A 23,396-nucleotide genomic window follows, 5' to 3' on the forward strand; every position below is an offset into this window, starting at 1 on the left:
GCCGGCGACCACCGACAGGGTCAGTGGGATCACGGCCAGGCCGACTCCGGCGCCGATGACGACGACGGTCAGTCCGATCTGCGGGAAGTAGCTCGGCGACGACGTGGCCACACTCGCGGCGTACAGGCATCCTGCGAGGATCACCGCCCCACCGGCCACCACCAGCCAGCGCGGTTGGATCCTCAACGCCAACTTGGAGGCGACCCCGGCGGCCACGCCCAGGCCGAAGGCGAACGGCACCACCGAGAGTCCGCTCTGGATCGGTGAGTATTTCAGTACGCCCTGGAGGTAGAGCGAGATGAACACCGCCATACACATGATGATCGCGCCGGCCAGCAGGATGGCCAGCAGGGCCGCGACGCGACTGCTGTTGCTGAACAGGCGCAGCGGCAGGATGGGGTTGTGCGCCCGCCGCTCCACCCATACGAAGGTGACCGCCGCGACCAGCGCCAACGCGAACGCCGCGACCACCTGAAGACTGCTCCATCCCACCGACGGCCCCTCGTTCACCGCCAGCACGAACAGCGTGCAGGCCGCGGTCGCGAGTACCGCACCCTTCACGTCGAGGGACAGTCGCGCGCCCTGCGACTCGAACAACCAGATGACACCGCCGACGGCGACCAGCGCGCCGATCGGCACGTTGATGAGGAACACCAGTCGCCAGCTGACCTCGGTGAGCACGCCACCGGCGATGAGACCGGCCACCGAGCCGATACCGGTCATCGCGGCGTAGATGGCGAACGCCTGACTCCGCGCCTTCCCCGGCGCATACGTGGTCGCCACCAGGGCCATCGCCGTCGGTGCGGCGATCGCGGCGGCCGCGCCCTGCATCGCGCGACCGACGATCAGGCTGTAGGGGTCCCACGCCAGGCCGCACAGCAGGGAGGTCGCGGTGAAGGCCGCGACACCACCGACGAACATCCGTTTGCGTCCGAAGGTGTCACCGAGGCGACCGCCGAGCAGCATCAACCCACCGAAGGCGAGTACGTAGGCGGTGATGATCCAGTTGCCACCGGACTCGTTGAGGGTGAGCGCGTGCCGGATGCGCGGCAGCGCCAGCGCCACGACCGTCCCGTCGAGCACCACGAGCAGCTGCATCCCGCCGAGGACGAAGATGGGCGCGCCGAAGACGCGGGTCAGCCCGGTGGTGACCGGCGGATGTTCGGTGGCGGACATGGATGTCGACGGTACCGCTCAGCGGTGGCGGCGTCACAATCCCGTGGCGCACCGATGAGCGGCCGACGTCCGGTCAGCCGGTGGAACCGGTCGCGGCGTCGAAGGCCGCGACGGCGCCGATCACGACGATCGCCGGCGGGGTGAGCCCGCGCTCGCGTCCGACACGGGCGGCGTCACCGAGGACGGCCCGGATACGCCGCTGGGTGGGCAGCGACGCGTTCTCGATCAGCGCCACCGGCGTCTGCGGGTCACGGCCCGCGGCGATCAGCGCCGCGGCGAAGGCGTCGAGCCGCTCCACCGCCATCATCAGCACCACGGTGCCGCGCAGCTTGCCGAGGGCATCCCAGTCGACGAGCGAATCCGGGTGACCGGGCGGCAGGTGTCCGGAGACGATGACCACCTCGTGGGTGACGCCGCGATGGGTCACCGGGATACCTGCGGCGGCAGGTGCGGAGATCGGGCTGGTGATACCCGGAACCACCGTCACCTGCACCCCCGCGTCCACACAGGCGGCGAGCTCCTCGAATCCGCGGCCGTAGACGTACGGGTCGCCACCCTTGAGCCGGACCACGAACTTACCCGCGCGGGCCCGGTCGATGAGGACCTGGTTGATCGCCTCCTGCTTCATCGCCCGCCCGTAGGGCACCTTGGCGGCGTCGATGATCTCGACGGTGGGGCTCAGTTCCGACAGCAGTGCCGCCGGGCCCAGCCGGTCGGCGACCACCACGTCGGCGGCGGCCAACAACCGCCGACCGCGCACCGTGATGAGTTCGGGATCGCCCGGACCGCCACCGACCAGCGCGACCCCGGGAGGGTGAGTGGTCTCCACCGACGACTCCAGGCTGCCGTCGAGAAGTTGTCTGCTGATCTCCCTGCGGATCGCGGCCGAGAGCCGGTGGTCACCGGAGGCGAGCACCCCGACGGTGACCCCGTCGTGCCGGACGGACGCCGGGGTTGCGGCGCTGCCGAATCGGGCGTCGTCGGCCCGGACGCAGAAGATGCGGCGGGAGTCGGCCTCGGCGACCACCTGTGCGTTGACCTCGGGATCGTCGGTGCAGGCCAGCGCATACCAGGCCTCGGCGAGGTCACCGGGACGGTAGGCCCGCCGTTGCACGGTGATGCCGGGGAACGATTCGACCGTCGGGGTGGGATCTACCGCTATGACGTGGATGTCGGCGCCGCTGGAGGCCAGCGTGCTCAGCCGTCGTTGCACCACCGAGCCACCGCCGATGATCACCACCCGCCGACCGTGCAGGTCGAGCCCCACCATGTACTGCTCACCGGTGTGGTGACCGTCGGGATCCGGGCCACCAGGGGTCGTCGGGGTCGGTTCGGGCATGTCGTGAACGGTACCGAGCGGCAGCGACGCGCCCGACGGCAGCGTCACCCGTCGCGGACCGCCCGACGTTCAGTCGCGGATGTCGGCGGTCGCGCCGCGACCCGCCCGCACCAATCCGGCGATGAGTCCCGGATGCGCGGCCGGGTGCAGGTGCAGATACGACCCGAGCACCGACCCGCGAATCACCCCGTCGGTGACCATTCGGGCGCCCGCACGCCATCCCCAGGCGTCGTCGGCGGTCTCCGCCGGGTCCCGCAGCACCACACTGCGGTGGAACTCGTGGCCGGTGACCCGGGTGCCCGCCCGGAAGAAGCAGGAGTCGGTCACCGCGACGGCGTCGCGGTAACCGAGCGTCAGGTGATCGCCGAACATCCCGCGCACCGGCAGCACCCCGGCCATCGGGTGGCCGTCGAGTTCGTGCGCGAGATAGAGCAGTCCCGCGCATTCGCCGTAGATCGGGCGGCCGGTGTGGGCGAGCGCACGCAGGTCGGCGCGCAGCGGTTCGTTCGCGGCGAGCTGTTCGGCGTACTCCTCGGGGAAGCCACCGCCGATGACGGCCGCGCAGGCGCCTGCGGGCAGGCGGTCGGTGAGCGGGTCGAAGGCGACCACGTCGGCGCCCGCGGCGGTGAGCAGTTCCACCTGTTCGGCGTAACCGAACGTGAACGCCGCACCACCGGCCACCGCGACCACCGGTCGGGCGGCCTCCGGCGTGCGCGCGATGTGATGGGCGACGGCGTCGGTCGCGGACCAGGGCGCCGCGGCGACCGAGGTGCGTGCGGTCGCGACGATGCCGGGCAGGTCCAGTCCGTCGGCGATGAGGTCGGTCATCGCGGTGACGGCGTTCTGTGCCGCGGGTCGACGTTCGGCGGCCGGGATCAGGCCGAGGTGTCGGGAGGGGACGGCCAGCGCGATGTCGCGGCGGATCACCCCGAACACGGGCAGTCCCACCCGTTGCGCGGCCTGCCGCAGCACGAACTCGTGGCGGGCCGAACCGACCCGGTTGAAGATGACACCCCCGATGGCGACGGCCGCGTCGAAGGAGACGAAGCCGTGCAGCAGCGCGGCCATCGACTGACTGTGTCCGGCGGCGTCGACGACGAGGATGACCGGTGCACCGAGCAGGGCGGCGACCCGTGCGGTCGATCCCTCGGCGGCGGACATGGCACCGTGTTCGTCGATGCGACCGTCGAAGAGTCCCATCACCCCCTCGACGACCGCGAGGTCGGCGTCGGCGGTTCCCGCGGCGTACAGCGGGCCGATGAGCTCCTCCCCGACGAGCACCGGGTCGAGGTTGCGACCGAGACGGCCCGCGGCCAGCGTGTGATATCCGGGGTCGATGTAGTCCGGGCCGATCTTGAACGGCGCGACCCGGTGACCGGCCCGGCCCAGCGCACCCATCAGACCGGTGGCCACCGTGGTCTTACCGCTACCCGACGCGGGGGCGGCGATGACCACGGCGGGTGCGGCCGTCACCACTCGATCCCCTTCTGCCCCTTACGGCCCGCATCCATCGGGTGTTTCACCTTGTGCATCTCGGTGACCAGGTCGGCGACGTCCATCAGTTCCGGCGACGCGTCGCGACCGGTGATGATGACGTGTTGACGGCCCGGGCGCGTCGTCAACGTCTCGATCACCTCGCCGGTGTCCACCCATCCCCACTTCAGTGGGTAGGTGAACTCGTCGAGCACGTAGAAGTCGTGGACCTCGTTCGCCAGTCGGCGACGGATCTCCCGCCACCCGGCCGCGGCCTGTTCGGCGTGATCGGTGACGTCGGCGTCGTGGCGGATCCACGACCAGCCCTGCCCCATCTTGTGCCACTCCACCGGCGCACCCTCGCCGGTCTCTTCGTGCAACCTGCCGAGTCGGGTGAGCACCGTCTCCTCGCCGACCCGCCACTTGGCGCTTTTCACGAATTGGAAGACACCGATGGACAGCCCGGAGTTCCAGGCCCGGACGGCCATCCCGAAGGCGGCCGTGGACTTGCCCTTGCCGTCGCCGGTGTGCACCGCCAACACGGGCGCGTTGCGACGTTGGCGGGTGGTCAGCCCGTCGTCGGGGATGACCGCGGGAACTCCACGGGGCATGGCGCGACCCTATGCCGCGATCCGCGAGGAACGCGAGGTGGTGCCGGTGAGGTCGTCCAGACGTAACACGGTGGCGCGCAGTCGCGCGGCCAGCGCCCCGGCCAGTCCGAGGCGGACGAAACCCTCTTCGCAGTCCACCACGGCCACCGTGGCCCCGCGTTCGCGGAGCCGGTCGGCCGCGGTGTCGGCCCGGCCGCGCGGGTCGGTACCCGCGGTGGCCCGGCCGTCGGTGAGCACCACCAGGATCGGCCGTCGGTGCGGGTCGCCGACCGCGGCCCGGCGGATGACGTCGTCGGCGGCGAGCAGTCCCTCGGCCAACGGGGTACGACCACCGGTGCGCAACCCGGTCAGTCGGCGCACCGCGACGTCCACCGACCCGGTCGGTGGCACGGCCACCTCGGCCGCGTCACCACGGAACACCACCACCGCGACGCGGTCACGGCGTTGGTAGGAGTCGCGCAGCAGGTCCACGCAGGCCGCGGTGACGGCGTCGAGTCGGCGTCGCGCGGCCATCGACCCCGACAGGTCCACCGCGAAGACCACCAGGTTTCCCTCCCGGCCCACTCGTTGCGCCGACCGCAGGTCGCCGGGGGCGATCCGCACCCGGCCGTCGGGACGCGGTACCCCCGCGGTGCGTTCCACCGCGGCCAACACCGTGGCGGGCAGATGGACGCCGGTCCCCCCGTCGACCACCCCGCGGATGGCCCGCCCGCGACGGGTGCGAGCCGGTGAGCGCCTACCCGGGTCACCCTCCCCCAGTCCGCGGGCGCGCAGCGCCCGACCCACCCCGCCGCCGAGGCGACCCTGTTGGTCGGGGATGCGCAACGCACCGGACGGCGCGGGCGCGCGGTCGTCGTCGGAGCTGGTGTCCGGGCTCTGTTGCGCGGTCGTCGGACCGGCCGGTGGCGGGGCCTGCGGACCGGGCGCGGGCGCACCACCGCCCGGTCCGTTCGGATCGTCATCGGGGTCGACCGGGTCGGGTGCGGCCGCGGCGTCCCCGGGTGGGTCCGCCCGGGCGGGCTCGTCGACCTGTGTGGATGCGGACTCCATCAGGTCGTCGACCTCGTCGTCCGACAACCCGGGTGCGTCGAACGGGTCGCGGCGACGACGATGCGGCAGAGCCAGTTCCACCGCGGCACGGACGTCGTCGGAGGTGACCGCGGTCGCCCCACGCCAGGCGGCGTGAGCGCGGGCGGCGCGGGCGACCACGATGTCGCCGCGCATGCCGTCGACCCCGAGATCGGCGCAGATCGCCGCGATCCGGCGGAGCTCGGTGATGCCGAGCTGCACCGCGGGTAGCGACTCGCGCGCGGCGACGATTGCCGCGGACACCGAATCGTCTTGTGCGGCATAAGCGTTGTCGAAGGCAACCGGGTCGGCGTCGAAGGCCAGCCGCCGCGTGACCACCTCCACGCGGGTGTCCACGTCGTCGGGGGCGGACACGTCGACCGCCAGGCCGAACCGATCGAGCAACTGCGGACGCAGCTCGCCCTCTTCGGCATTCATCGTGCCCACCAGCACGAACCGCGACGGATACGAGGCCGACACCCCGTCGCGCTCGACCACCACGTGGCCGGAGGCCGCGGCGTCGAGCAACACGTCGACGAGGTGGTCGGCGAGCAGGTTGACCTCGTCGATGTAGAGGATCCCGCCGTCGGCCTGGGCCAGCAGCCCCGGGGAGAACGTCGCCCGCCCCTCGTGCAGCGCACTTTCGAGATCAATGGACCCGACCACCCGGTCCTCGGTGGCCCCGATGGGGAGTTCCACCACCGTCGACGCGCCAGGGCGCGCTGCGGCGGTTGCGCCGGCCAGCAGCCGCCCCAGACCACGGACCGCGGTGGACTTCGCGGTGCCCTTCTCGCCGCGGATGAGCACACCACCGATGGCGGGATCGACGGCACTGAGCACCAATGCACGCTTGAGCGCATCCTGACCGACCAGGGCGCTGAACGGGAACCGTACCGGGGCGGAGCTTTCCGGATGACCGGCGGGATTCGGGTGGTCCGTCGTCGTCACGACTGCCAGGGCTTGCCGCCGCCACGGCGCATCGGCACATGCGGGATGCCGTCGAGCACGTACTCCGGCCCCTCCGGCGCGAACCCGTGTTTGGCGTACATGTCCACCAGATACGTCTGGGCGTCGATGAGACAGGGATCCGAACCGACCTCGGCCAGAGCGGTCTGCAACAGCCTGGTGGTGTGACCCTGGCCGCGTTCGGACCGCTCGGTGCACAGCCGCCCGATGCGGAATGTCTTGCCCTGCTGGTGTTCTTCGAGCAGTCGCAAGGTGCAGATGACCCGCCCGTCGTGCTCCAACCACAGGTGCCGGGTGTCCCCCAGCAGGTCCTTGCCGTCGAGTTCGGCGTAGGGGCAGGCCTGTTCGACCACGAACACGTCGACCCGCAGCTGCAGGATGTCGTAGAGCGTGGTGGTGTCCAGGTCGCGGGCCCAGCTGCGGTGCAGCGTTGCGGTGGCGGTCATGACCTTGTGACTATCACACCGTGGTGGGCGACGCCACGTGCGCGCTGTGATCCACGGGCTGGTCGGCGGGAGTGCCGCCGAGCTCCAGCACCTTCGACGTATGCGACCAGATCTCACCGAACAACCGCGGGTTGTCCGACAGCTTCTGTCCGAACGACGGGATCATCTCGGTCAACGCCGGCCGCCACGACTCGAAGTGCTTGGGGAAGCACTTCTTCAGCACGTCGATCATCGCGGGAACCGCGGTGGAGGCACCGGGTGAGGCCCCCAGCAGACCGGAGATGGTGCCATCGGCCGCGTTGACCACCTCGGTGCCGAACTGCAGACTGCCACCCCTGCCGTCCTTCTTGATGATCTGCACGCGCTGACCCGCGGTGATGAGCTCCCAGTCCGTACCGTCGGCGAGCGGCACGAACTCCGAGAGCGTGGTGACCCGGTCGTGCTCGTTCGCGGCCAGCTCGGAGATCAGGTACTTGAGCAGTCCGAACTCCTTGGGGGCGATGGACATCATCGGCACCACGTTCCCCGGCTTCACCGAGGTGATCAGATCGCTCCACTTACCCGACTTGAGGAACTTGGGCGACCAGCCGGCGTACGGACCGAACAGCAGACCTGGTTTGTGGTTGATGACGCGGGTGTCGAGGTGCGGCACCGACATCGGTGGGGCTCCGACCGCGGCGCGGCCGTAGACCTTGGCGTGGTGTTCGTTGACGAGGTCGGGATTGGTGCATCGGAAGAACGCGCCGCTGACGGGGAACCCGCCGGACCCCTTGATCTCCTCGATGCCCGATTTCTGCAACAGGTGCAGCGCACCGCCCCCTGCGCCGACGAAGACGAAGGCGGCGTGCACGGTGAGCTTCTCGTGGGTGCGCAGGTTGACCACCTTGAGCACCCAGCTGCCGTCGGACTGCTTGGACAACCCGGTGACCGCGTGACCGAAATAGATGTCGCTGCTCTTGCCGACGTAGTTGAGCAACTCCTGGGTGAGAGCACCGAAGTCGACGTCGGTGCCGCCGTCATACCAGTTGAGGGCGACCGGGTCGGCATAGTTGCGTCCTGCCGCCATCAACGGCAGCCTGCGGGCGAACTCGTCGTCGTCGTCGATGAACTCCATCCCGGCGAACAACGGGTTCGCCGCGAGCGCCGCCTGCCGCTTGCGCAGGTACTCCACGCCGTCGGCTCCGTGGCAGAAGCTGACGTGCGGGATGGGGTTGATGAACTCGCTGGCCGAGCTGAGTACGCCGTGTTCCAGCGCGTGTGACCAGAACTGGCGCGACACCTGGAACTGCTCGTTGATGGTGACGGCCTTGGCGATGTCGACCGAGCCGTCGGCGGCCTGCGGGGTGTAGTTCAGTTCGCAGAGCGCCGAGTGTCCGGTTCCCGCGTTGTTCCACGGGTCGCTGCTCTCCGCGGCCGCGGCGTCGAGTCGCTCGAACATGGTGATGGTCCAGTCCGGCTGCAACTGCCGGATGAGAGACCCCAGGGTGGCGCTCATGATGCCCGCGCCGATGAGAACCACATCGGACTTGATGACACCCGATGTCGGCCCCGTCTTGTTCGACACCGTGCTGTTCGTGCCCGTGCCGTTCGTCCCAGCCACCACCAGATCACTCCTCACCCAGATCCGTCGACCGTCGTTGTCAGCGGTTCACCCATTGTTCCTCATCGCCGGGCGACCGATGAAGCCCGTGTGGGCAAACGCACCGCGAGGATCGTGGTCGACGGTCACCGCCCGCTCAGTAGAGTTGTCCGGGTGTCCCCCACTTCACACCCGACCGGTGACGAACAGCCCGCTGACCAGGCAGGTCCGGTTGCCGACGTGACCGCACCCGCCCTCGACGAGGTGGTCGAGGGCACCGAGCCCCCGGCAGGGCCGGCCGCAGGCACCGGCTGGCAACCCGACATCCTCGGTCCGGACTACCGATCCCTGACCATCGACCTGGGCCGCGATCCCGACGACGAGGGCGACATCGTCGCGACCCTGGTGCGGCACACCCCGACCGGTGCGGAGCCCCCACCGGGGCCCGCGGTGCTCTACGTGCACGGGTTCACCGACTACTTCTTCCAACGCCCGCTCGCCGAGTTCTTCGACGACCGCGGGTTCACGTTCTACGCGCTGGACCTGCGCAAATGCGGACGGTCGCTGCGCGAGGGTCAGACCCCGCACTACATCACCGATCTCGAGGCCTACGACACCGAACTCGGGGCCGCGCTGGACCGGGTGATCGCCGAGACCGGTGGACCGGTACTGGTGGCCGCGCACTCCACGGGCGGGTTGATCACCGCGCTCTGGCTCGACCGGCTGCGGCGCACCGACGCCGAACGCCATGCCCGTATCAGCGGGCTGGCGCTGAACAGCCCGTGGTTCGACCTGCAGGGCGAGGCCTATCTGCGCAGCGTGGGCACGGTGTTGGTGAACGCGGTCGGCAAGGTCGACGGCACACGCGTCGTACCCAAGGAGTTGTCGCAGGCCTATGGGGAGAGCATCCACCGGTCGGTACACGGCGAGTGGGACTACGACCTTGCGTTCAAGCCGCTGACGGGTTTCCCGGTGACATTCGGGTTCCTCAGCGCGGTTCGGCACGGCCACGCCCGACTGCACCGCGGGCTCGACGTGGGGGTGCCGTCGCTGGTCCTGCGCTCGGACGCCACCCTGTTCACGGGGAGCTACCGTCCGGAGGTGGACCGGGCCGACGCCGTCCTCGACGTGGCGCAGATCGCCCGGTGGAGCGGCTGCGTCGGCAAGCGGGTGACCGTGGTCCCGATCCCGGGCGCCCGCCACGACGTGTTCCTCTCGCTGACCGAGCCGCGGGAGGCGGCCTACCGCGAACTCGACCGGTGGCTGTCGGCCACCACCCGGTCGGTCGGGGTCGTCGACAGCGAGGGGGCGAGCGCATGACGGGCTCCGGTCCCACCTCCGACGACACCGTCGTCGACGTCGCCGTGATCGGCACCGGCAGCGGTAACACCTTCATCGACGACCGGTACGCCGACCTGCGGGTGGCGATGTTCGAGAAGGGTGTCTTCGGTGGCACCTGCCTGAACGTCGGATGCATCCCGACCAAGATGTTCGTCTACGCGGCCGAGGTGGCCGAGACCATCCGCGAATCCGAGCGTTACGGTATCGACGCGTCGGTGAACAAGGTGCGGTGGCGCGACATCGTGAACCGGGTGTTCGGACGTATCGACCCGATCACCGCGGGCGGCGAGGACTATCGCGCCCACCGCAGTCCCAACGTCACCCTGTACCGCAGCGAGGTGCGGTTCGTGGGGTCCACAGACGATGGGTATCACCGGCTGCGGACGGAGTCCGGGGACGAGATCACCGCCAAACAGGTGGTGATCGCCGCCGGGTCGCGGCCGGTCATCCCCGACGTCATCGCCCGCAGCGGGGTGCCATTCCACACCAACGACGATGTGATGCGTCTCGCCGAACTCCCCGAACACCTGATCATCGTCGGCGGCGGGTACATCGCCGCCGAGTTCGCGCACGTCTTCGGGTCGTTGGGCAGCGAGGTGTCCATCATCGGACGCAGCGGGCGACTGTTGCGCACTCAGGACGAGACAATCTCCGACAGGTTCACCGAGATCGCCCGCGACCGGTTCGACGTGCATCTGGACGCGCAGGTCACCCAGGTCTCCCAGCGCGACGAGGGGGTGATCGCGGTGAGCCTGGCCGACGGCACCGAGGTCACCGGCGACGCCCTCCTGGTGGCCGCGGGTCGGATCTCCAACGCCGACACACTCGACCTGTCGACCATCGGCGTCGAACTCGACGACCGGGGCCGGGTGCCGGTCGACGGGTACGGGCGGGTGCCGTCGTCCAATGTGTGGGCCCTGGGCGACGTCAGTTCCGACCACCAGCTCAAACACGTGGCCAACTACGAGGCCCGGGTGGTCGGCGCCAATGTGTTGCGTGGCTGGGATGCCGACGACCTCGTCGCCTTCGGTGACCGCCCGGTGCCGTCGGCGGTGTTCACGCACCCGCAGATCGCCAGCGTGGGACTGACCGAGTCTGCGGCTCACGACGCCGGATTGGACATCACCGTCAAGGTGCAGGACTACGGCGACGTGGCCTACGGCTGGGCGATGGAGGACACCACCGGTCTGTGCAAGGTGATCGCCGACCGTCGCTCCGGCCGTCTGGTGGGTGTGCACGTCATCGGGCCGCAGGCACCGACGGTGATACAGCCCGCCATCCAGGCGATGACGTTCGGGTTGCCCGCCGAGGAGATGGCGCGCGGCCAGTACTGGATCCACCCGGCGATGCCCGAGGTGCTGGAGAACGCGCTGCTGGGGTTGGACCTCCCCAAGCCTGAGGTCTGAGACCGGCCTCAGAAGGTGGCGCTGCGCAGCGCGATCTCGCTGGCCAGTGCTTGCGGGGCGCGCTGCGGTATCCAGTGGTCGACCCCCGGCAGCGCACAGAAGCGAAAATCGGAGAACACGAACCGGCCGCTCCGTTCGGCCTGGTCCCGGCCGAGCGCGGTGTCGTTCTCGCTCCAGATCATGGTGGTGGGTACCTCGACCGGCGGGCAGCTCATCGCGGTCTTGATCCGATCGGCGGTCAGGTTGGCCCGGTACCAGTTGAGCGCTCCCGTGAGCGCGGGGCGGTCGGTCAGCGGCAGCACCGAGTCGTCGGGTACCAGCGCGCGGAGCCGCGCGGCGTCGTCGGCGAGGAGGGTGTCCTCGGCCTCCGGGGCGATCAGCTTGGGGATGTAGGCCGAACGCTTGCGTTGGTCGGGGTCGCCCGCCACCGAGGCGAAGGCCGACGGGTGCCCGGTGCTGGCGGCCACCAACCCGGTGACCCGGTCACTGTGTCGCGCGGCGAGGTGCCAGGCGACGAGCCCGCCCCAGTCGTGGCCGACCACGTGCGCATATCCGGCGCCCACCGCGTCGAGGATCCCGACGGCGTCGGAGACGAGCAGGTCGATCCGGTAGGCCTCCACCGCCGTCGGTCGTGCACCGGGGCTGTACCCGCGTTGATCCGGGACGACGGTGCGCAGGCCCGAGTCGTGCAGTCGGGGCACCACCTCGTCGAAACACGCGCCGGTGGTGGGGAATCCGTGGAGCAGGAGCACAGTGGGGGCACGTTCGGGTCCGCTGACGCGGACGTCGAACTCGAGGTCGTCGACCGTCACCTTCTGCACGTGCTCGTCCACACGGTCAGCCTACGTGGGAGCCGCACAGCGAAGCGCGCTAACCCGAGATGGCGTGGACGCCGCGACCGGCACCGACGGCTTGCGTGCCGGCCGCTCCCGGAGCGTCCGGCACCGGGGCTCGCATCGCCGCGATCAGAGCCGAACAACAGGCGCCACTCATTCGCTGGTCGGACTGCAGAACGGCGTCGATACCGATGAGTTCTCGGTACCCAGACCCATCACACCCCCCGACACGCGGATGCGAAAACCCTGACCAACGTCGACCTTTGGCGATCCCCGCCACCGGGATGAAATTTTTCCACCACTCTCATCAGCGATACGCGGCGACAACGGTTGTGTCGTGAGCGGGGACGGCGATGGTGCGGGCGATCATGTCGGCGAATGTTCGACGGCGTCTGCCCCATAGGGGCCACAACCAGCCCAATCCGAGGGCGATGTTGTCGACGAAGTGCACCAGGGTGCGGTAGAGGCAGCCGATCGCGCCGATGGGTTGGCCTGTGTCGGTGTCGACGATCTGGATGTCGCACCATTGTTTGCCCAGTGACGATCCGCTACGGCCTTGCCGGATGAGACTGTTCCACACCCAGAACGCAACATCTGCGACCAACAGGATGCTGTACATCGCTGTCGACCAGGGTTGCCCAACATGCAGGGCATGGCCGATCCAGACGGGCACGTAGATGATCAGTGTCAAGGCGTTGTCGATGATGCTGGCGCATCCCCGCCGCCACCACGGGCTGTAGGTGTCCCGCGGGTAGATCGGTGTGCCGCGACGGTCGGTCGGATACGTCGGGCGAGCATCGTCGGCTGCGGTCATCGTCGGGCACCCTCCTTGTCGGGTCACCTCGGGAGCCGGGACGATCCCGCCGCGGGCACCCCCGCCGTTGCGGAATCCGGTTCATAGTCCCACGCCCGGTTCTGATCCGGCGCCACCGTGTTCGAGCCGGTGGGGTTGAGTGGCGGAATGTTGCGCTCTGTCGATGTCCATCCGCAGGAGGCGTGGTCGACTCTGTTCGTCCTGCAACTCCCGCGTCTTGTCGAACACGGCGTCCATCCGTGGAGACTCGACCTGGATCTCACGCTGTGGTCATCAATACGGTCACCGAGATCGGTCACCAGATCGACCTGTGTCACCCCCGTCGATCGACCCGCAGTGTGGGCAATCCGGCGGGGGTCCCGCGGGTGATGAGTTCGCCGATAGCGTCGGTGTCGGCGTGCTGTTCGATCAGGTCGGCCAGGGTGTCGAGTTGTCGGAGTCGGGCGGCGCCGTGGTCGGTGTCGGCGGCCACCCGGAACCCATGACGACCGGCGGCGGCCGCGACCTCCGTCAACCAGTCACGCCGTAGCGCGTCGTTGGACAGCAGTCCGTGCCAGTGGGTCCCCCACACCGGGCCGCGACTGCTGCCCTCCGACCCCCGGTCGTCGTCGATGAGCCAGCCCGGATCACCATTCCGGACGACGGTGCCGTGATGGATCTCGTACCCGCGCACCGGCCGGTCGCCGACGCGTCCGGTGGCCTGGCGGACCGTCTTGTCCGCGGCGAAACGGATGTCGAGATCGAGCAACCCCAGTCCCGGCACCGTGCCTGCCACCGACTCGATGTCGTCATCGATGCGACGGCCCAGCATCTGGTAGCCGCCGCAGATGCCCAGCACCGGTCTGCCCGCCGCCACCCGGTCGCCGAGCGCGCGGGCGAGACCGCGCGCCCGCAACCACCCCAGGTCGGACATGGTGGCCTTTGTCCCCGGCACCACCACCAGATCGGCGGTGTGCAGGGCGGCGATGTCGTCCACCCAGCGCACGTCGACACCGGGTTCGCACGCCAATGCCTCCAGGTCGGTCGAGTTCGACAACCGCGGCAAGCGGATCGCGGCCACCGACAAGCGCTCCTCACCGTGGGCCTCACCACCCGGTCCCACCGTCGACCCGACCGGCACGGACAACGAATCCTCGGCGTCGAGCCACAGGTCGGACAGGTACGGCAGCACGCCGAGGGTGGGCCGTCCGGTTCGTCGCGCGAGTTCGTCGAGCCCGGGGGTGAGCAGCGCGGGGTCCCCGCGGAACTTGTTGACCAGGAACCCGGCGATGCGGCGTTGGTCGTCGGGCTCGAGGGCCGCGACGGTGCCCAGCAGGTGGGCGAGTACGCCGCCGCGGTCGATGTCGGCCACCACCAGCACGGGGATGTCGGCGGACGCGGCCAGACCCATGTTCGCGATGTCGGAGTCGCGCAGATTGATCTCGGCGACCGACCCGGCGCCCTCGCAGACCACGACGTCGAAGTCCGCACGCAACGCGGTCAGGTCGTCGGCGACCACCTGCGCCAACGCCGCACGCCGGCGGTGGTAGTCGGCGGCGCCGATGGTCCCGTCGGCGACACCGCGCACCACCACCTGCGATCGACGATCCGAGCCCGGTTTGAGCAACACCGGGTTGAAGCGCACCGACGGTTCCAACCCGCAGGCCAATGCCTGGGCAGCCTGCGCGCGGCCGATCTCCCCGCCGTCGAGGGTGACCACGGAGTTGTTGGACATGTTCTGCGCCTTGAACGGCGCCACCCGCACCCCACGTCGGGCCAGCAAACGGCACAATCCGGCCACCACCAGGCTCTTGCCCGCGTCGGAGGTGGTGCCGCCGATGAGCACCGCTCCCCCGGAACTCACCGGTATGCCCGTGTCATTCGTCGGGGAGCGTGAGGATCTCCGCGCCGTCCTCGGTGACCACCAGGGTGTGCTCGAACTGCGCCGTCCATTGCTTGTCCTGGGTGGCGACCGTCCACCCGTCGTCCCAGATCTGGTAGGCCAACGACCCCAGGTTGATCATCGGCTCGATGGTGAACACCATGCCCGGTTCCAGCACCGTGTCGACGTTCGGCTGGTCGTAGTGCAGTACCACCAGACCGTTGTGGAAGGTCTCCCCGATCCCGTGACCGGTGAAGTCGCGCACCACGTTGTAGCCGAAGCGATGGGCGTAGGACTCGATGACCCGGCCGACCACGTTGAGCTCGCGGCCCGCGCGCACCGCCTTGATCGCCCGCATGGTGGCGGTGTGGGTGCGCTCGACGAGGTCGGCGTGCTCCTGGCTGACGTCGCCGGCCAGGAAGGTGGCGTTGGTATCGCCGTGTACACCATCGATGTAGGCGGTGACGTCGATGTTGACGATGTCGCCGTCGGCGACCACGGTGGAGTCGGGGATGCCGTGGCAGATGATCTCGTTCAGCGAGGTGCAGCACGACTTGGGAAAACCCTTGTAACCCAACGTGGACGGATACGCACCGTGATCGATCATGTACTGGTGCGCGATCCGGTCGAGCTCGTCGGTGGTGACGCCGGGGGCGACGGCCTTACCGGCCTCGGCGAGGGCATTGGCCGCGATCTTGCCCGCGACGCGCATCTTCTCGATGGTCTCCGGCGTCTGTACCCACGGCTCGTGGCCCTCGTTGACCCGGGATTTCCAGGCGTATTCGGGGCGCGGGATGGTCACCGGGACCGGCAGGGTGGGCGACACCTCACCGGGCTGGAGGGCTGCACGTACGGACATGCCGACCAGGATAGGTCAGCTGCCGGTGGGTGAGACCGGGCACGGGTGCCGCAGGTGACACCGATGCGTCCGGCTACCGCAGCGTCACTGGCCGTAGCCCTCGGGCAGCCCGGCGAAGAAGTCGCGGGTGACCCCGACCGCGTAGTCGGAGCTGCCACCCAGCACGATCAGGGTGGCGAAGGCGATGTCACCGCGGTACCCGGCGAACCAGGCATGCGATCCGCCGGGCACCTCGGCCTCACCGGTCTTGCCGTACACCTCGCCCTGATCGGAGATCCGGTCGGCGGTGCCGTCGACAACCACCTGCCGCATCATCGGCCGCAGTTGGTCCAGCACTCCCGGGGCGAGGGCGGCGCGCGGTCCGGTGACCTCGGTGCGTCGGTTCAGGATCAGCTGCGGCACCGGGGTGGTGCCGTGCTGCACGGTTGCCGCGACCAGTGCCATCCCGAGCGGCGTCGCGACCACCTTGCCCTGGCCGAAACCGTCCTCGGTGCGCGACACCAATTCGGGTGCGATGGGGACGCTGCCGGACTGGGCGGGCATCCCCGGGATGGCGTACCCCGGCCCCACTCCCATGGCGGTGGCCGCGTGGGCCAGATCGGACGGACCCATCTCGCTGGCCAGTTTCGCGAAGGTGGTGTTGCAGGACCGCGCGAAGGCCGTCTGCAGCGGCACGTCACCGAGCGCGAACCCGTCGTAGTTGGGCACGCTGCGCTGTCCGATGGTGACCTCACCGGGACACCCGACCGTGGTCTGCGGGGTGACCATCTTGGCGTTGAACGCCGCCGCCGAGGTGACCATCTTGAACGTCGAGCCGGGCGGGTACAGACCCATCGTGGCCAGCGGTCCCGCCTTGGTGGCGGCTTCGTTCTGCGCGATGGCCAACAATCGGCCGGTGGACGGCTGGATGACGACCATCATCGTCTGCAGCTTCTTCTGCACGTCCACGGCGCGTTGCGCGGCGTTCTGCACCTGTCGGGACAGTCCGACGGTCACCGCGGGGGCAGGCCGCGGGTCGGTCTGCGCCAGCACGTCGGAGACCTGCCCGTTGACCCCGAGCGTGACGACCCGCCAACCGGGGGTCCCGCCGAGCTCGCCGGCCACCACACTCTTCACCTGTCCGACGACCTCGGGGGCGAAGGTCGGGTCGGTGGGCAGCAGGTCGCCCTGGCGCCGGGCGTCGACACCGGCGACCGCCGCGAGCTGGTCGCTGATCTTGTCGTAGTCGCCCGACTGCAGGGTGGCGACCACGTGCGGGCCCTGTTGAGCGGTGGACTCCTCGGCGATCTTCTGCGCCGACAGCGTCGGGTCGTACCGGGTGAGCAGCTCGGCGAGCGTGGTCGCGGCGTCGCCGACGGATCCGCGTTGCGCCGCCACGGACGCGTCGAACCGCACCGCGACCACCTCACCCTGCCGCAGGATCTCGGTGCCGTCGGTCTCGTTCACCGTCGCCATCGGCGCATCGAGGGTCTGGGCGGCGATCTGCTGACCGGAGCCGAGTCCCGGATGGATGTCGGCGTTGCTCCAGCGCACCTTCCACCCGCTGTCGGTACGCGCCATGGCCAGCGTCGCCTGGTAGGTCCAGACCTGTTTCGACGGCAGCGTCCAGTGGTAGGTGGCGGTGACCGACGCGGTGTCGCCGGTGATCTTCGAGGCGGTGGTGTCCGCGGTCATGGCGGTCGCCTGGAGACCGTTCCAGACCATGTCGAGCGCGGTGCGGGCCGACGTCGGGTCGTCGGTGTCGGCGGATGCGCGGTCGGTGTGTCGGGCGCCGACGTCGGCGAGAAACGCTCCCGCGGCGGCCCGCGGCCCGTCGTCGGGTTCGGAGCAGGAGACCACCGTGACCGTCAGCACGGCCACCGACACGACGGTGATCGCCGACCGCAGCAGCGTCCGTCGGGAAGGTCGGTGTGGCACGGTCATCGACTGCAGAGTCTACGAGCGCGCACGGTGCTGATCGGTTTGCCACGCAGTGGTTTCGCCGGATCCGGTGGGATCCGCGACAGGGCTCGGCGACTCAGTCGACGAGGATGGTGGCGAAGGTCCCGACCTCCGCGAACCCGACGCGTCGGTAGGCGCCGCGGGCCGGGTCGTTGAACCCGTTCACGTACAGGCTCGCGATGCGCCCCCGTGCGACCACCGAACGGACCACAGCAGCGGTACCTGCCGCACCGAGCCCCTCGCCGCGGCGGTGCGGGGCCACCCAGACGCCCTGGATCTGACCGACTCGACGCGACATCGACCCGACCTCGGCCTTGAAGACCACCTCACCGCGGTCGAACCGGGCGTAGGCGCGCCCGGCGGCGATGAGGGAGGTGATCCGGCGTCGGTAGGACCGTCCACCGTCGGTGCCGCAGGGGTCCACGCCCACCTCGTTGACGAACATGTCGATGGCCGCGGGCAGGTAGGCGTCGAGGTCGTCGAGGCCCACCCGCCGGACCCGTTCGTCGGGAGCGCACGCGGGGTCACCCGACATGGCCAGCAACGGTTGGTGATCGCGGATCTCGCGGGCCGGGCCCCAGTGGTCGCTCGCCTGCTCCCAGAACGGCAACACCAGATCCGACCGGCCGACGATCGACGAACAGATCCGAGCCGCCCGGACCGCACGTTCGACGAAGGCGTCGATGTCACGCGGACCGCCGAGCATCGGGATGAGATTGGCGCCGGAGAAGCAGAGCGCCGCGGCCGGGTCACCGTTGCTCCACATCTCACCGCCGAGCAGACGCGGGGTCAGTCCGTGTTCCTCGAAGCGCGCGGCCACCATGCACATGGCGACGGGGTCGAGGTCGAGCGCCCGCGCCACGGCTTCGCTGTCGCGTGCCCCGAGGGGGCGGTCGCCCAGCAACTTCAGCACGGTGGCGCTCCCTCGCGTCGGTCCTGTCGGCTTGTCGGACTACCCGACGGTGACGACGGGCGAACCGGGGGTGGTCTCCCCCTCAGTGTCCCCCGATTCCTCCGCGATGCGCAGCGCTTCTTCGATCAGTGTCTCCACGATCTGCGCTTCGGGGACCGTCTTGATGACCTCACCCTTGACGAAGATCTGCCCACGACCGTTCCCCGAGGCGACACCGAGGTCGGCTTCACGGGCCTCACCGGGCCCGTTGACCACGCAACCCATCACGGCAACCCGCAGCGGGACCTCCATACCCTCGAGCCCCGCGGTCACCTCGTCGGCGAGTTTGTACACGTCCACCTGCGCACGTCCACACGACGGGCAGGAGACGATCTCCAGCTTCCGGGGGCGGAGGTTCAGCGACTGCAGGATCTGACTGCCGACCTTGACCTCCTCGGCCGGAGGGGCCGACAGCGACACCCGGATGGTGTCGCCGATGCCGTCGGCGAGCAACGACCCGAAGGCCACCGCGGACTTGATGGTGCCCTGGAAAGCGGGTCCGGCCTCGGTGACACCGAGGTGCAGGGGGTAGTCACACTGGGCGGCGAGCTGGCGGTAGGCCTCGACCATGACCACCGGGTCGTTGTGCTTGACCGAGATCTTGATGTCGCCGAACCCGTGTTCCTCGAACAGTCCGGCCTCCCACAGCGCCGACTCGACGAGCGCCTCGGGGGTGGCCTTGCCGTACTTCTGCAGCAGCCGGGGGTCGAGCGACCCGGCGTTGACGCCGATCCGGATGGGGATGCCCGCCGCGCCCGCCGCCTGGGCGACCTCTTTGACCCGGCCGTCGAACTCCTTGATGTTGCCGGGATTGACCCGGACCGCGGCGCACCCGGCGTCGATGGCCGCGAAGATGTAGCGCGGCTGGAAGTGGATGTCGGCGATGACCGGGATCTGACTCTTCCTGGCGATCGCGGGTAGCGCGTCGGCGTCCTCCTGGCGCGGGCAGGCCACCCGGACGATGTCACAGCCGGAGGCCGTGAGCTCGGCGATCTGCTGCAACGTGGCGTTGATGTCGTGGGTCTTGGTTGTGGTCATCGACTGCACGGAGATGGGGTGATCGCTACCCACCCCGACCGAGCCCACGCGGATCTGGCGGGTCGTGCGTCGCGGTGCCAACACGGGTGCCGGTCCGGCAGGCATTCCCAGCCCGACTGCTGTGCTCACTGGTCACATCTCTTTCGTTCGGCGTTCTCAGAACAGTTTGATCGGGTTGACGATGTCGGCGGTCAGGGTGAGGGCCATGTACGTACCCATGACCGCCAACACCACGTAGGTGGCAGGCATCAGCTTCATGTAGTCCACCGGTCCGCCCGCCGCACGGCCTCGCCACCGGCGCACCGCGTCGCGTCCCTTCTCGTACCCGATCAGGGCCATGTGCCCACCATCCAAGGGTAATAGCGGCACGAGGTTGAAGAGACCGAGGAAGAAGTTGATGCTGGCCAACAAGAAGATGAACATCGGCCAGTTGCTGGTGTCGGCGGCCTCCCCGCCGATGACGGATGCGCCGTAGACACTGACCGGGGTGTCCTGGGCGCGGGGGCCGCCGGTCACCGCGGTCCACAGATCCGACACCTTGGACGGCAGCGAGAGCAACGAGTCCCAGGTCTTGTGCAACAGGTCACCGGTGAACACCACGGCACCGGGGATCGCGGTGAGCGGGTTGTACTGCGTCGGGCCCGGCGGCTCCGGGTAGGCGATCCCGATCATCCTCACGGTCTCGGTGGTGCTGGTGCCGTTGTCGTCGGTGGTGACGGTGACCGGCTGCGGGGTGATGGTCACGGTGCGCGTCGTACCGTCGTGGCGGACGGTGAGCGTCACCGGCCCCGTGCTCTTCTTGATGATCGGGGTGAGGTCGGCCGCCTTGCTCACCGGGGTGCCGTCGGCGGCGACGATCTCGTCCCCCGGTCGTAGACCGGCGGTGGCGGCCGGACCGGCGCCGCTACAGGGACCCATCCGACCGTCTGCGCCGACGGTCGCCGACACGCACTGCGTCTTGTCGACTGTCGCGGGAGTCGGCGGCTGGTTGAGATCGGGCAATCCCCAGGCCACGGCCAGCACCCAGATGAGCGCGAATCCGAGAATGAAGTTCTGCACCGGGCCGGCGACCATCACGAACAGCCGTTTCCACGCCTTCTGCCGGTACATCGCGCGGGACGCCTTGGCCGGCGGCACCTCGTCGTAGGTGGTCATCCCCGCGATGTCGCAGAATCCGCCGAGCGGGATCAGCTTCAGGCCGTATTCGGTCTCACCCCTACGGACGGACCAGACCTTGGGGCCGAATCCGACGAAGTAGCGGCGTACCCACATCCCGGTGCGCTGGGCGGCCCACATGTGTCCGCACTCGTGCCAGGCGATCGACGCCAGCAACCCGAGCGCGAACAGCACCACGCCCACCACGAAGACCACGGTTGCCTCAGACCTCTCTCACCCGGCTGTTCAGACCCCGACCCGCGCCACCAGCGCACGCGCGCGTGTTCGCGCCCACGCGTCGGCGGCGAACACCTCCTCCACGGTACCGGGCGAGCCGGACCACTGGTCTGCGGCGGCGAGTACCTCGGCGATGATCCCGGTGATCCGCGGAAAGGTGATCCTCCGGGCGAAGAAGGCCTCCGCGGCGGCCTCGTTGGCGGCGTTGTACACCGCGGTGAGGCAGCCGCCCCGGGTGCCGGCGTCCCTGGCGAGTTCGATGGCCGGGAAGACCGCGTCGTCGACGGGTTCGAAGGTCCACGTCGAGGCCGCGCGGAAGTCGCACGCGGACGACGCTCCGGGCACCCTGTCGGGCCAGCCCAGTGCCAGCGCGATGGGCAACTTCATCGACGGTGGCGACGCCTTGGCGATGGTCGCCCCGTCGACGAAGGTGACCATCGAGTGCACGATCGACTGCGGGTGCACGGTGACGTCGATGTGGTCGTAGTCGACGCCGAAGAGCAGATGCGCCTCGATCACCTCGAGTGCCTTGTTGACCAGGGTGGCCGAGTTGAGGGTGATCACCGGTCCCATCGACCAGGTGGGGTGCCTGCCGGCCTGCTCCGGGGTCACCGACTCCAGTTGTGCGGCGGTGAAACCGCGGAACGGTCCCCCAGAGGCGGTGAGCACCAGACGATCGACCTCGGCGGCCGAGCCACCGCGCAGGCATTGCGCGATCGCCGAGTGTTCGGAGTCGACCGGCACGATCTGTCCGGGCGCCGCGGCGGCGAGGACAAGCTCGCCACCTGCGACCAGCGACTCCTTGTTGGCCAGCGCCAGTCGGGCGCCCGACCGCAGGGTCGCCAACGTCGGCGCGAGTCCCAGCGACCCCACCACCGCGTTGAGGACGACGTCGGCGTCGACGGTCTCCACGAGCGCGGTCATCGCGTCGGGGCCGCTGAGGACCGGCCCGCCGTCGAGCGCATCGGCGACCACCCCGGCGGCCGTCGCGTCGGCGACGCCGATCGACGCGGCGGGTATCCCGTGCGCCGCGGCCTGCCGTACCAACAGGTCCGCCTGGGCGCCGCCCGCGCCGAGACCGACCACCGTGAACCGATCGGGGTGGGCGGCGATCACCTCCAACGCCTGGGTTCCGATCGAACCGGTGCTGCCGAGGATCAGGACGCGGGTGCTCACCGCTTCATACTGCCCGGCGGGTGGTCGGAGGCGTCACGCCCGGGTGACCAGACGTTCCCCGCGTCGGGCGGGTGTGTCTGCTGCCAGTGTCGGGCGATGTCGATGCGCCGGGTGATCCAGACCTTGTCATGCGATTGCACGTGGTCGAGAAAGCGTTCGAGGGCCGCGATGCGTGCCGGACGCCCGACGATCCGGCAGTGCAGACCGACCGAGAGCATCTTCGGCGCACCGCGTTCACCCTCGGTGTAGAGGGTGTCGAAGGCGTCGCGCAGATGCGCGAAGAACTGCTCCCCCGACGGGAAGCCGCCCGGTGACGCGAAGCGCATGTCGTTGGTGTCCAGGGTGTACGGCACCACCAGGTGCTCGACGGTCGCGTCGGCCGGGTCGGCGGGTTGACCGCCCCCCGCGGGGACCCGCACCCAGTAGGGCAGGTCGTCGGCGTAGCTGTCGGAGTCGTAGACGAACCCACCGTGCTCGACCACCAGCCGCCGGGTGTTCGGGGAATCGCGTCCGGTGTACCAACCGAGGGGTGCGACGCCGGCCAGTTCGGTGAGGATGTCGACGGCCTCGGCCATGTGAGCCCGCTCGATCACCGGGTTGATCAGCTGATAGTTCAACCAGCGCAGACCGTGTGCGGCGATCTCGTCTCCGCGTTCGACGAAGGCCGCCACCGCCTCGGGGTTGCGGGCCATCGCCTGGGCCACCGCGAAGATCGTCAACGGCAGTCGGCGACGGCCGAAGACGCCGAGTACCCGCCACAACCCGGCCCTCGATCCGTACTCGTAGAGCGACTCCATGCTCATGTGCCGGTTCGGGAACGACTGTGCACCGACCATCTCGGAGAGAAAGGTCTCGCTACCCCGATCCCCCTCGAGGACGTTGTTCTCCGCGCCCTCCTCGTAGTTGAGGACGAACTGCAGCGCGATGTTGGCCCCACCCGGCCAGTGCGGGTGCGGGGGCCGCGGACCGTAACCGATCAGGTCCCGGGGGTAGGCCTCGTTGCGGTAGCGCGACATCGACACGCCGTCCATCCTCTCATCGGCATCTGCCGGTCGCAGACTGCCGGCCGGTCGGCGATATGCTCATCGCATACGCACCACCGCGAACCCGCCCGAGCGGCCG

The 23,396-nt window shown here is 69.5% G+C and carries 19 protein-coding genes; 2 read left to right on the forward strand and 17 right to left on the reverse strand.

Going from position 1 to position 23,396, the window contains the following annotated elements:
* The 7 genes from BW971_RS13190 to mqo form a co-directional block, all read right to left on the reverse strand.
* A partial coding sequence (locus tag BW971_RS13190; protein ID WP_076480336.1) for an MFS transporter occupies positions 1-1,176 on the reverse strand: 1,176 nt, incomplete at its 3' end.
* 73 nt (positions 1,177-1,249) lie between these two features.
* Positions 1,250-2,515 carry a uroporphyrinogen-III C-methyltransferase gene (gene cobA, locus BW971_RS13195; protein WP_083710020.1) on the reverse strand — a complete coding sequence of 422 codons (1,266 nt, stop codon included), beginning with the start codon at positions 2,513-2,515 and terminating at the stop codon, positions 1,250-1,252.
* A 69-nt stretch (positions 2,516-2,584) separates the two neighbouring features.
* Complete coding sequence (locus BW971_RS13200; protein ID WP_076480718.1) at positions 2,585-3,988, reverse strand: cobyrinic acid a,c-diamide synthase CobB; 1,404 nt, start codon at positions 3,986-3,988, stop codon at positions 2,585-2,587.
* Positions 3,985-4,599 (reverse strand): cob(I)yrinic acid a,c-diamide adenosyltransferase, encoded by a 615-nt coding sequence (gene cobO / locus BW971_RS13205; protein ID WP_076480338.1) that lies wholly within the window; start codon positions 4,597-4,599, stop codon positions 3,985-3,987. The genes BW971_RS13200 and cobO overlap by 4 nt, the downstream gene beginning before the upstream one ends.
* A gap of 9 nt (positions 4,600-4,608) precedes the next feature.
* Complete coding sequence (locus tag BW971_RS13210; protein ID WP_076480340.1) at positions 4,609-6,615, reverse strand: VWA domain-containing protein; 2,007 nt, start codon at positions 6,613-6,615, stop codon at positions 4,609-4,611.
* Complete coding sequence (locus BW971_RS13215; RefSeq protein WP_076480342.1) at positions 6,612-7,079, reverse strand: GNAT family N-acetyltransferase; 468 nt, start codon at positions 7,077-7,079, stop codon at positions 6,612-6,614. Before BW971_RS13215 ends, BW971_RS13210 begins: the two co-directional genes overlap by 4 nt.
* Before the next feature lie 13 nt (positions 7,080-7,092).
* Positions 7,093-8,574 (reverse strand): malate dehydrogenase (quinone), encoded by a 1,482-nt coding sequence (gene mqo, locus BW971_RS13220; protein ID WP_083710022.1) that lies wholly within the window; start codon positions 8,572-8,574, stop codon positions 7,093-7,095.
* Between the two features lie 348 nt (positions 8,575-8,922).
* Here mqo and BW971_RS13225 point away from each other — a divergent pair, with 348 nt between their 5' ends.
* Both BW971_RS13225 and BW971_RS13230 read left to right on the forward strand, forming a co-directional pair.
* Positions 8,923-9,978, forward strand: coding sequence for an alpha/beta hydrolase (locus BW971_RS13225; protein ID WP_076480724.1), 1,056 nt, complete (start codon positions 8,923-8,925; stop codon positions 9,976-9,978).
* A complete protein-coding gene (locus tag BW971_RS13230; RefSeq protein ID WP_076480344.1) occupies positions 9,975-11,405 on the forward strand; it encodes a mycothione reductase in 1,431 nt (476 codons plus the stop codon). Before BW971_RS13225 ends, BW971_RS13230 begins: the two co-directional genes overlap by 4 nt.
* Before the next feature lie 8 nt (positions 11,406-11,413).
* On the opposite strand, the gene BW971_RS13235 is transcribed toward BW971_RS13230, so the two are convergent.
* The 10 genes from BW971_RS13235 to puuE all read right to left on the reverse strand — a co-directional run bounded on the left by BW971_RS13235 (position 11,414) and on the right by puuE (position 23,305).
* Complete coding sequence (locus tag BW971_RS13235) at positions 11,414-12,238, reverse strand: alpha/beta fold hydrolase (RefSeq protein ID WP_234974401.1); 825 nt, start codon at positions 12,236-12,238, stop codon at positions 11,414-11,416.
* Positions 12,239-12,548: 310 nt separating this feature from the next.
* The gene (locus BW971_RS13240) at positions 12,549-13,055 is read right to left on the reverse strand and encodes an RDD family protein (RefSeq protein WP_076480346.1); all 507 of its coding nucleotides are present in this window, start codon (positions 13,053-13,055) and stop codon (positions 12,549-12,551) included.
* A 313-nt stretch (positions 13,056-13,368) separates the two neighbouring features.
* Complete coding sequence (locus BW971_RS13245) at positions 13,369-14,904, reverse strand: cobyric acid synthase (protein ID WP_407701223.1); 1,536 nt, start codon at positions 14,902-14,904, stop codon at positions 13,369-13,371.
* Positions 14,905-14,911: 7 nt separating this feature from the next.
* On the reverse strand, positions 14,912-15,775 hold the full coding sequence (gene map / locus BW971_RS13250) for a type I methionyl aminopeptidase (RefSeq protein WP_076480350.1): 864 nt from the start codon (positions 15,773-15,775) through the stop codon (positions 14,912-14,914).
* A gap of 84 nt (positions 15,776-15,859) precedes the next feature.
* Positions 15,860-17,698: a penicillin-binding transpeptidase domain-containing protein gene (locus tag BW971_RS13255; RefSeq protein ID WP_076480352.1), complete on the reverse strand. Its 1,839-nt coding sequence runs from the start codon at positions 17,696-17,698 to the stop codon at positions 15,860-15,862.
* 94 nt (positions 17,699-17,792) lie between these two features.
* The gene (locus BW971_RS13260; protein ID WP_076480354.1) at positions 17,793-18,629 is read right to left on the reverse strand and encodes a GNAT family N-acetyltransferase; all 837 of its coding nucleotides are present in this window, start codon (positions 18,627-18,629) and stop codon (positions 17,793-17,795) included.
* 39 nt (positions 18,630-18,668) lie between these two features.
* Positions 18,669-19,811, reverse strand: coding sequence for a flavodoxin-dependent (E)-4-hydroxy-3-methylbut-2-enyl-diphosphate synthase (gene ispG, locus BW971_RS13265; protein ID WP_076480356.1), 1,143 nt, complete (start codon positions 19,809-19,811; stop codon positions 18,669-18,671).
* Positions 19,812-19,862: 51 nt separating this feature from the next.
* Complete coding sequence (locus BW971_RS13270; protein ID WP_076480358.1) at positions 19,863-21,077, reverse strand: M50 family metallopeptidase; 1,215 nt, start codon at positions 21,075-21,077, stop codon at positions 19,863-19,865.
* Positions 21,078-21,107: 30 nt separating this feature from the next.
* Positions 21,108-22,274 (reverse strand): 1-deoxy-D-xylulose-5-phosphate reductoisomerase, encoded by a 1,167-nt coding sequence (dxr, locus tag BW971_RS13275; RefSeq protein ID WP_076480360.1) that lies wholly within the window; start codon positions 22,272-22,274, stop codon positions 21,108-21,110.
* The gene (gene puuE, locus BW971_RS13280) at positions 22,271-23,305 is read right to left on the reverse strand and encodes an allantoinase PuuE (protein ID WP_083709962.1); all 1,035 of its coding nucleotides are present in this window, start codon (positions 23,303-23,305) and stop codon (positions 22,271-22,273) included. Before puuE ends, dxr begins: the two co-directional genes overlap by 4 nt.
* Positions 23,306-23,396 lie beyond the last annotated feature (91 nt).

This window comes from Williamsia sterculiae (assembly GCF_900156495.1).
In the GTDB taxonomy this organism is placed as follows: Bacteria; Actinomycetota; Actinomycetes; order Mycobacteriales; family Mycobacteriaceae; genus Williamsia_B; species Williamsia_B sterculiae.

Coding starts and splice junctions, on each gene's coding strand:
- cobA (WP_083710020.1), bottom strand. CDS start 2,515: ATGCCCGAACCGACCCCGACGACCCCTGGTGGCCCGGATCCCGACGGT.
- cobO (WP_076480338.1), bottom strand. CDS start 4,599: ATGCCCCGTGGAGTTCCCGCGGTCATCCCCGACGACGGGCTGACCACC.
- BW971_RS13215 (WP_076480342.1), bottom strand. CDS start 7,079: ATGACCGCCACCGCAACGCTGCACCGCAGCTGGGCCCGCGACCTGGAC.
- mqo (WP_083710022.1), bottom strand. CDS start 8,574: ATGAGCGCCACCCTGGGGTCTCTCATCCGGCAGTTGCAGCCGGACTGG.
- BW971_RS13230 (WP_076480344.1), top strand. CDS start 9,975: ATGACGGGCTCCGGTCCCACCTCCGACGACACCGTCGTCGACGTCGCC.
- BW971_RS13240 (WP_076480346.1), bottom strand. CDS start 13,055: ATGACCGCAGCCGACGATGCTCGCCCGACGTATCCGACCGACCGTCGC.
- map (WP_076480350.1), bottom strand. CDS start 15,775: ATGTCCGTACGTGCAGCCCTCCAGCCCGGTGAGGTGTCGCCCACCCTG.
- BW971_RS13255 (WP_076480352.1), bottom strand. CDS start 17,698: ATGACCGTGCCACACCGACCTTCCCGACGGACGCTGCTGCGGTCGGCG.
- ispG (WP_076480356.1), bottom strand. CDS start 19,811: ATGCCTGCCGGACCGGCACCCGTGTTGGCACCGCGACGCACGACCCGC.
- puuE (WP_083709962.1), bottom strand. CDS start 23,305: ATGGACGGCGTGTCGATGTCGCGCTACCGCAACGAGGCCTACCCCCGG.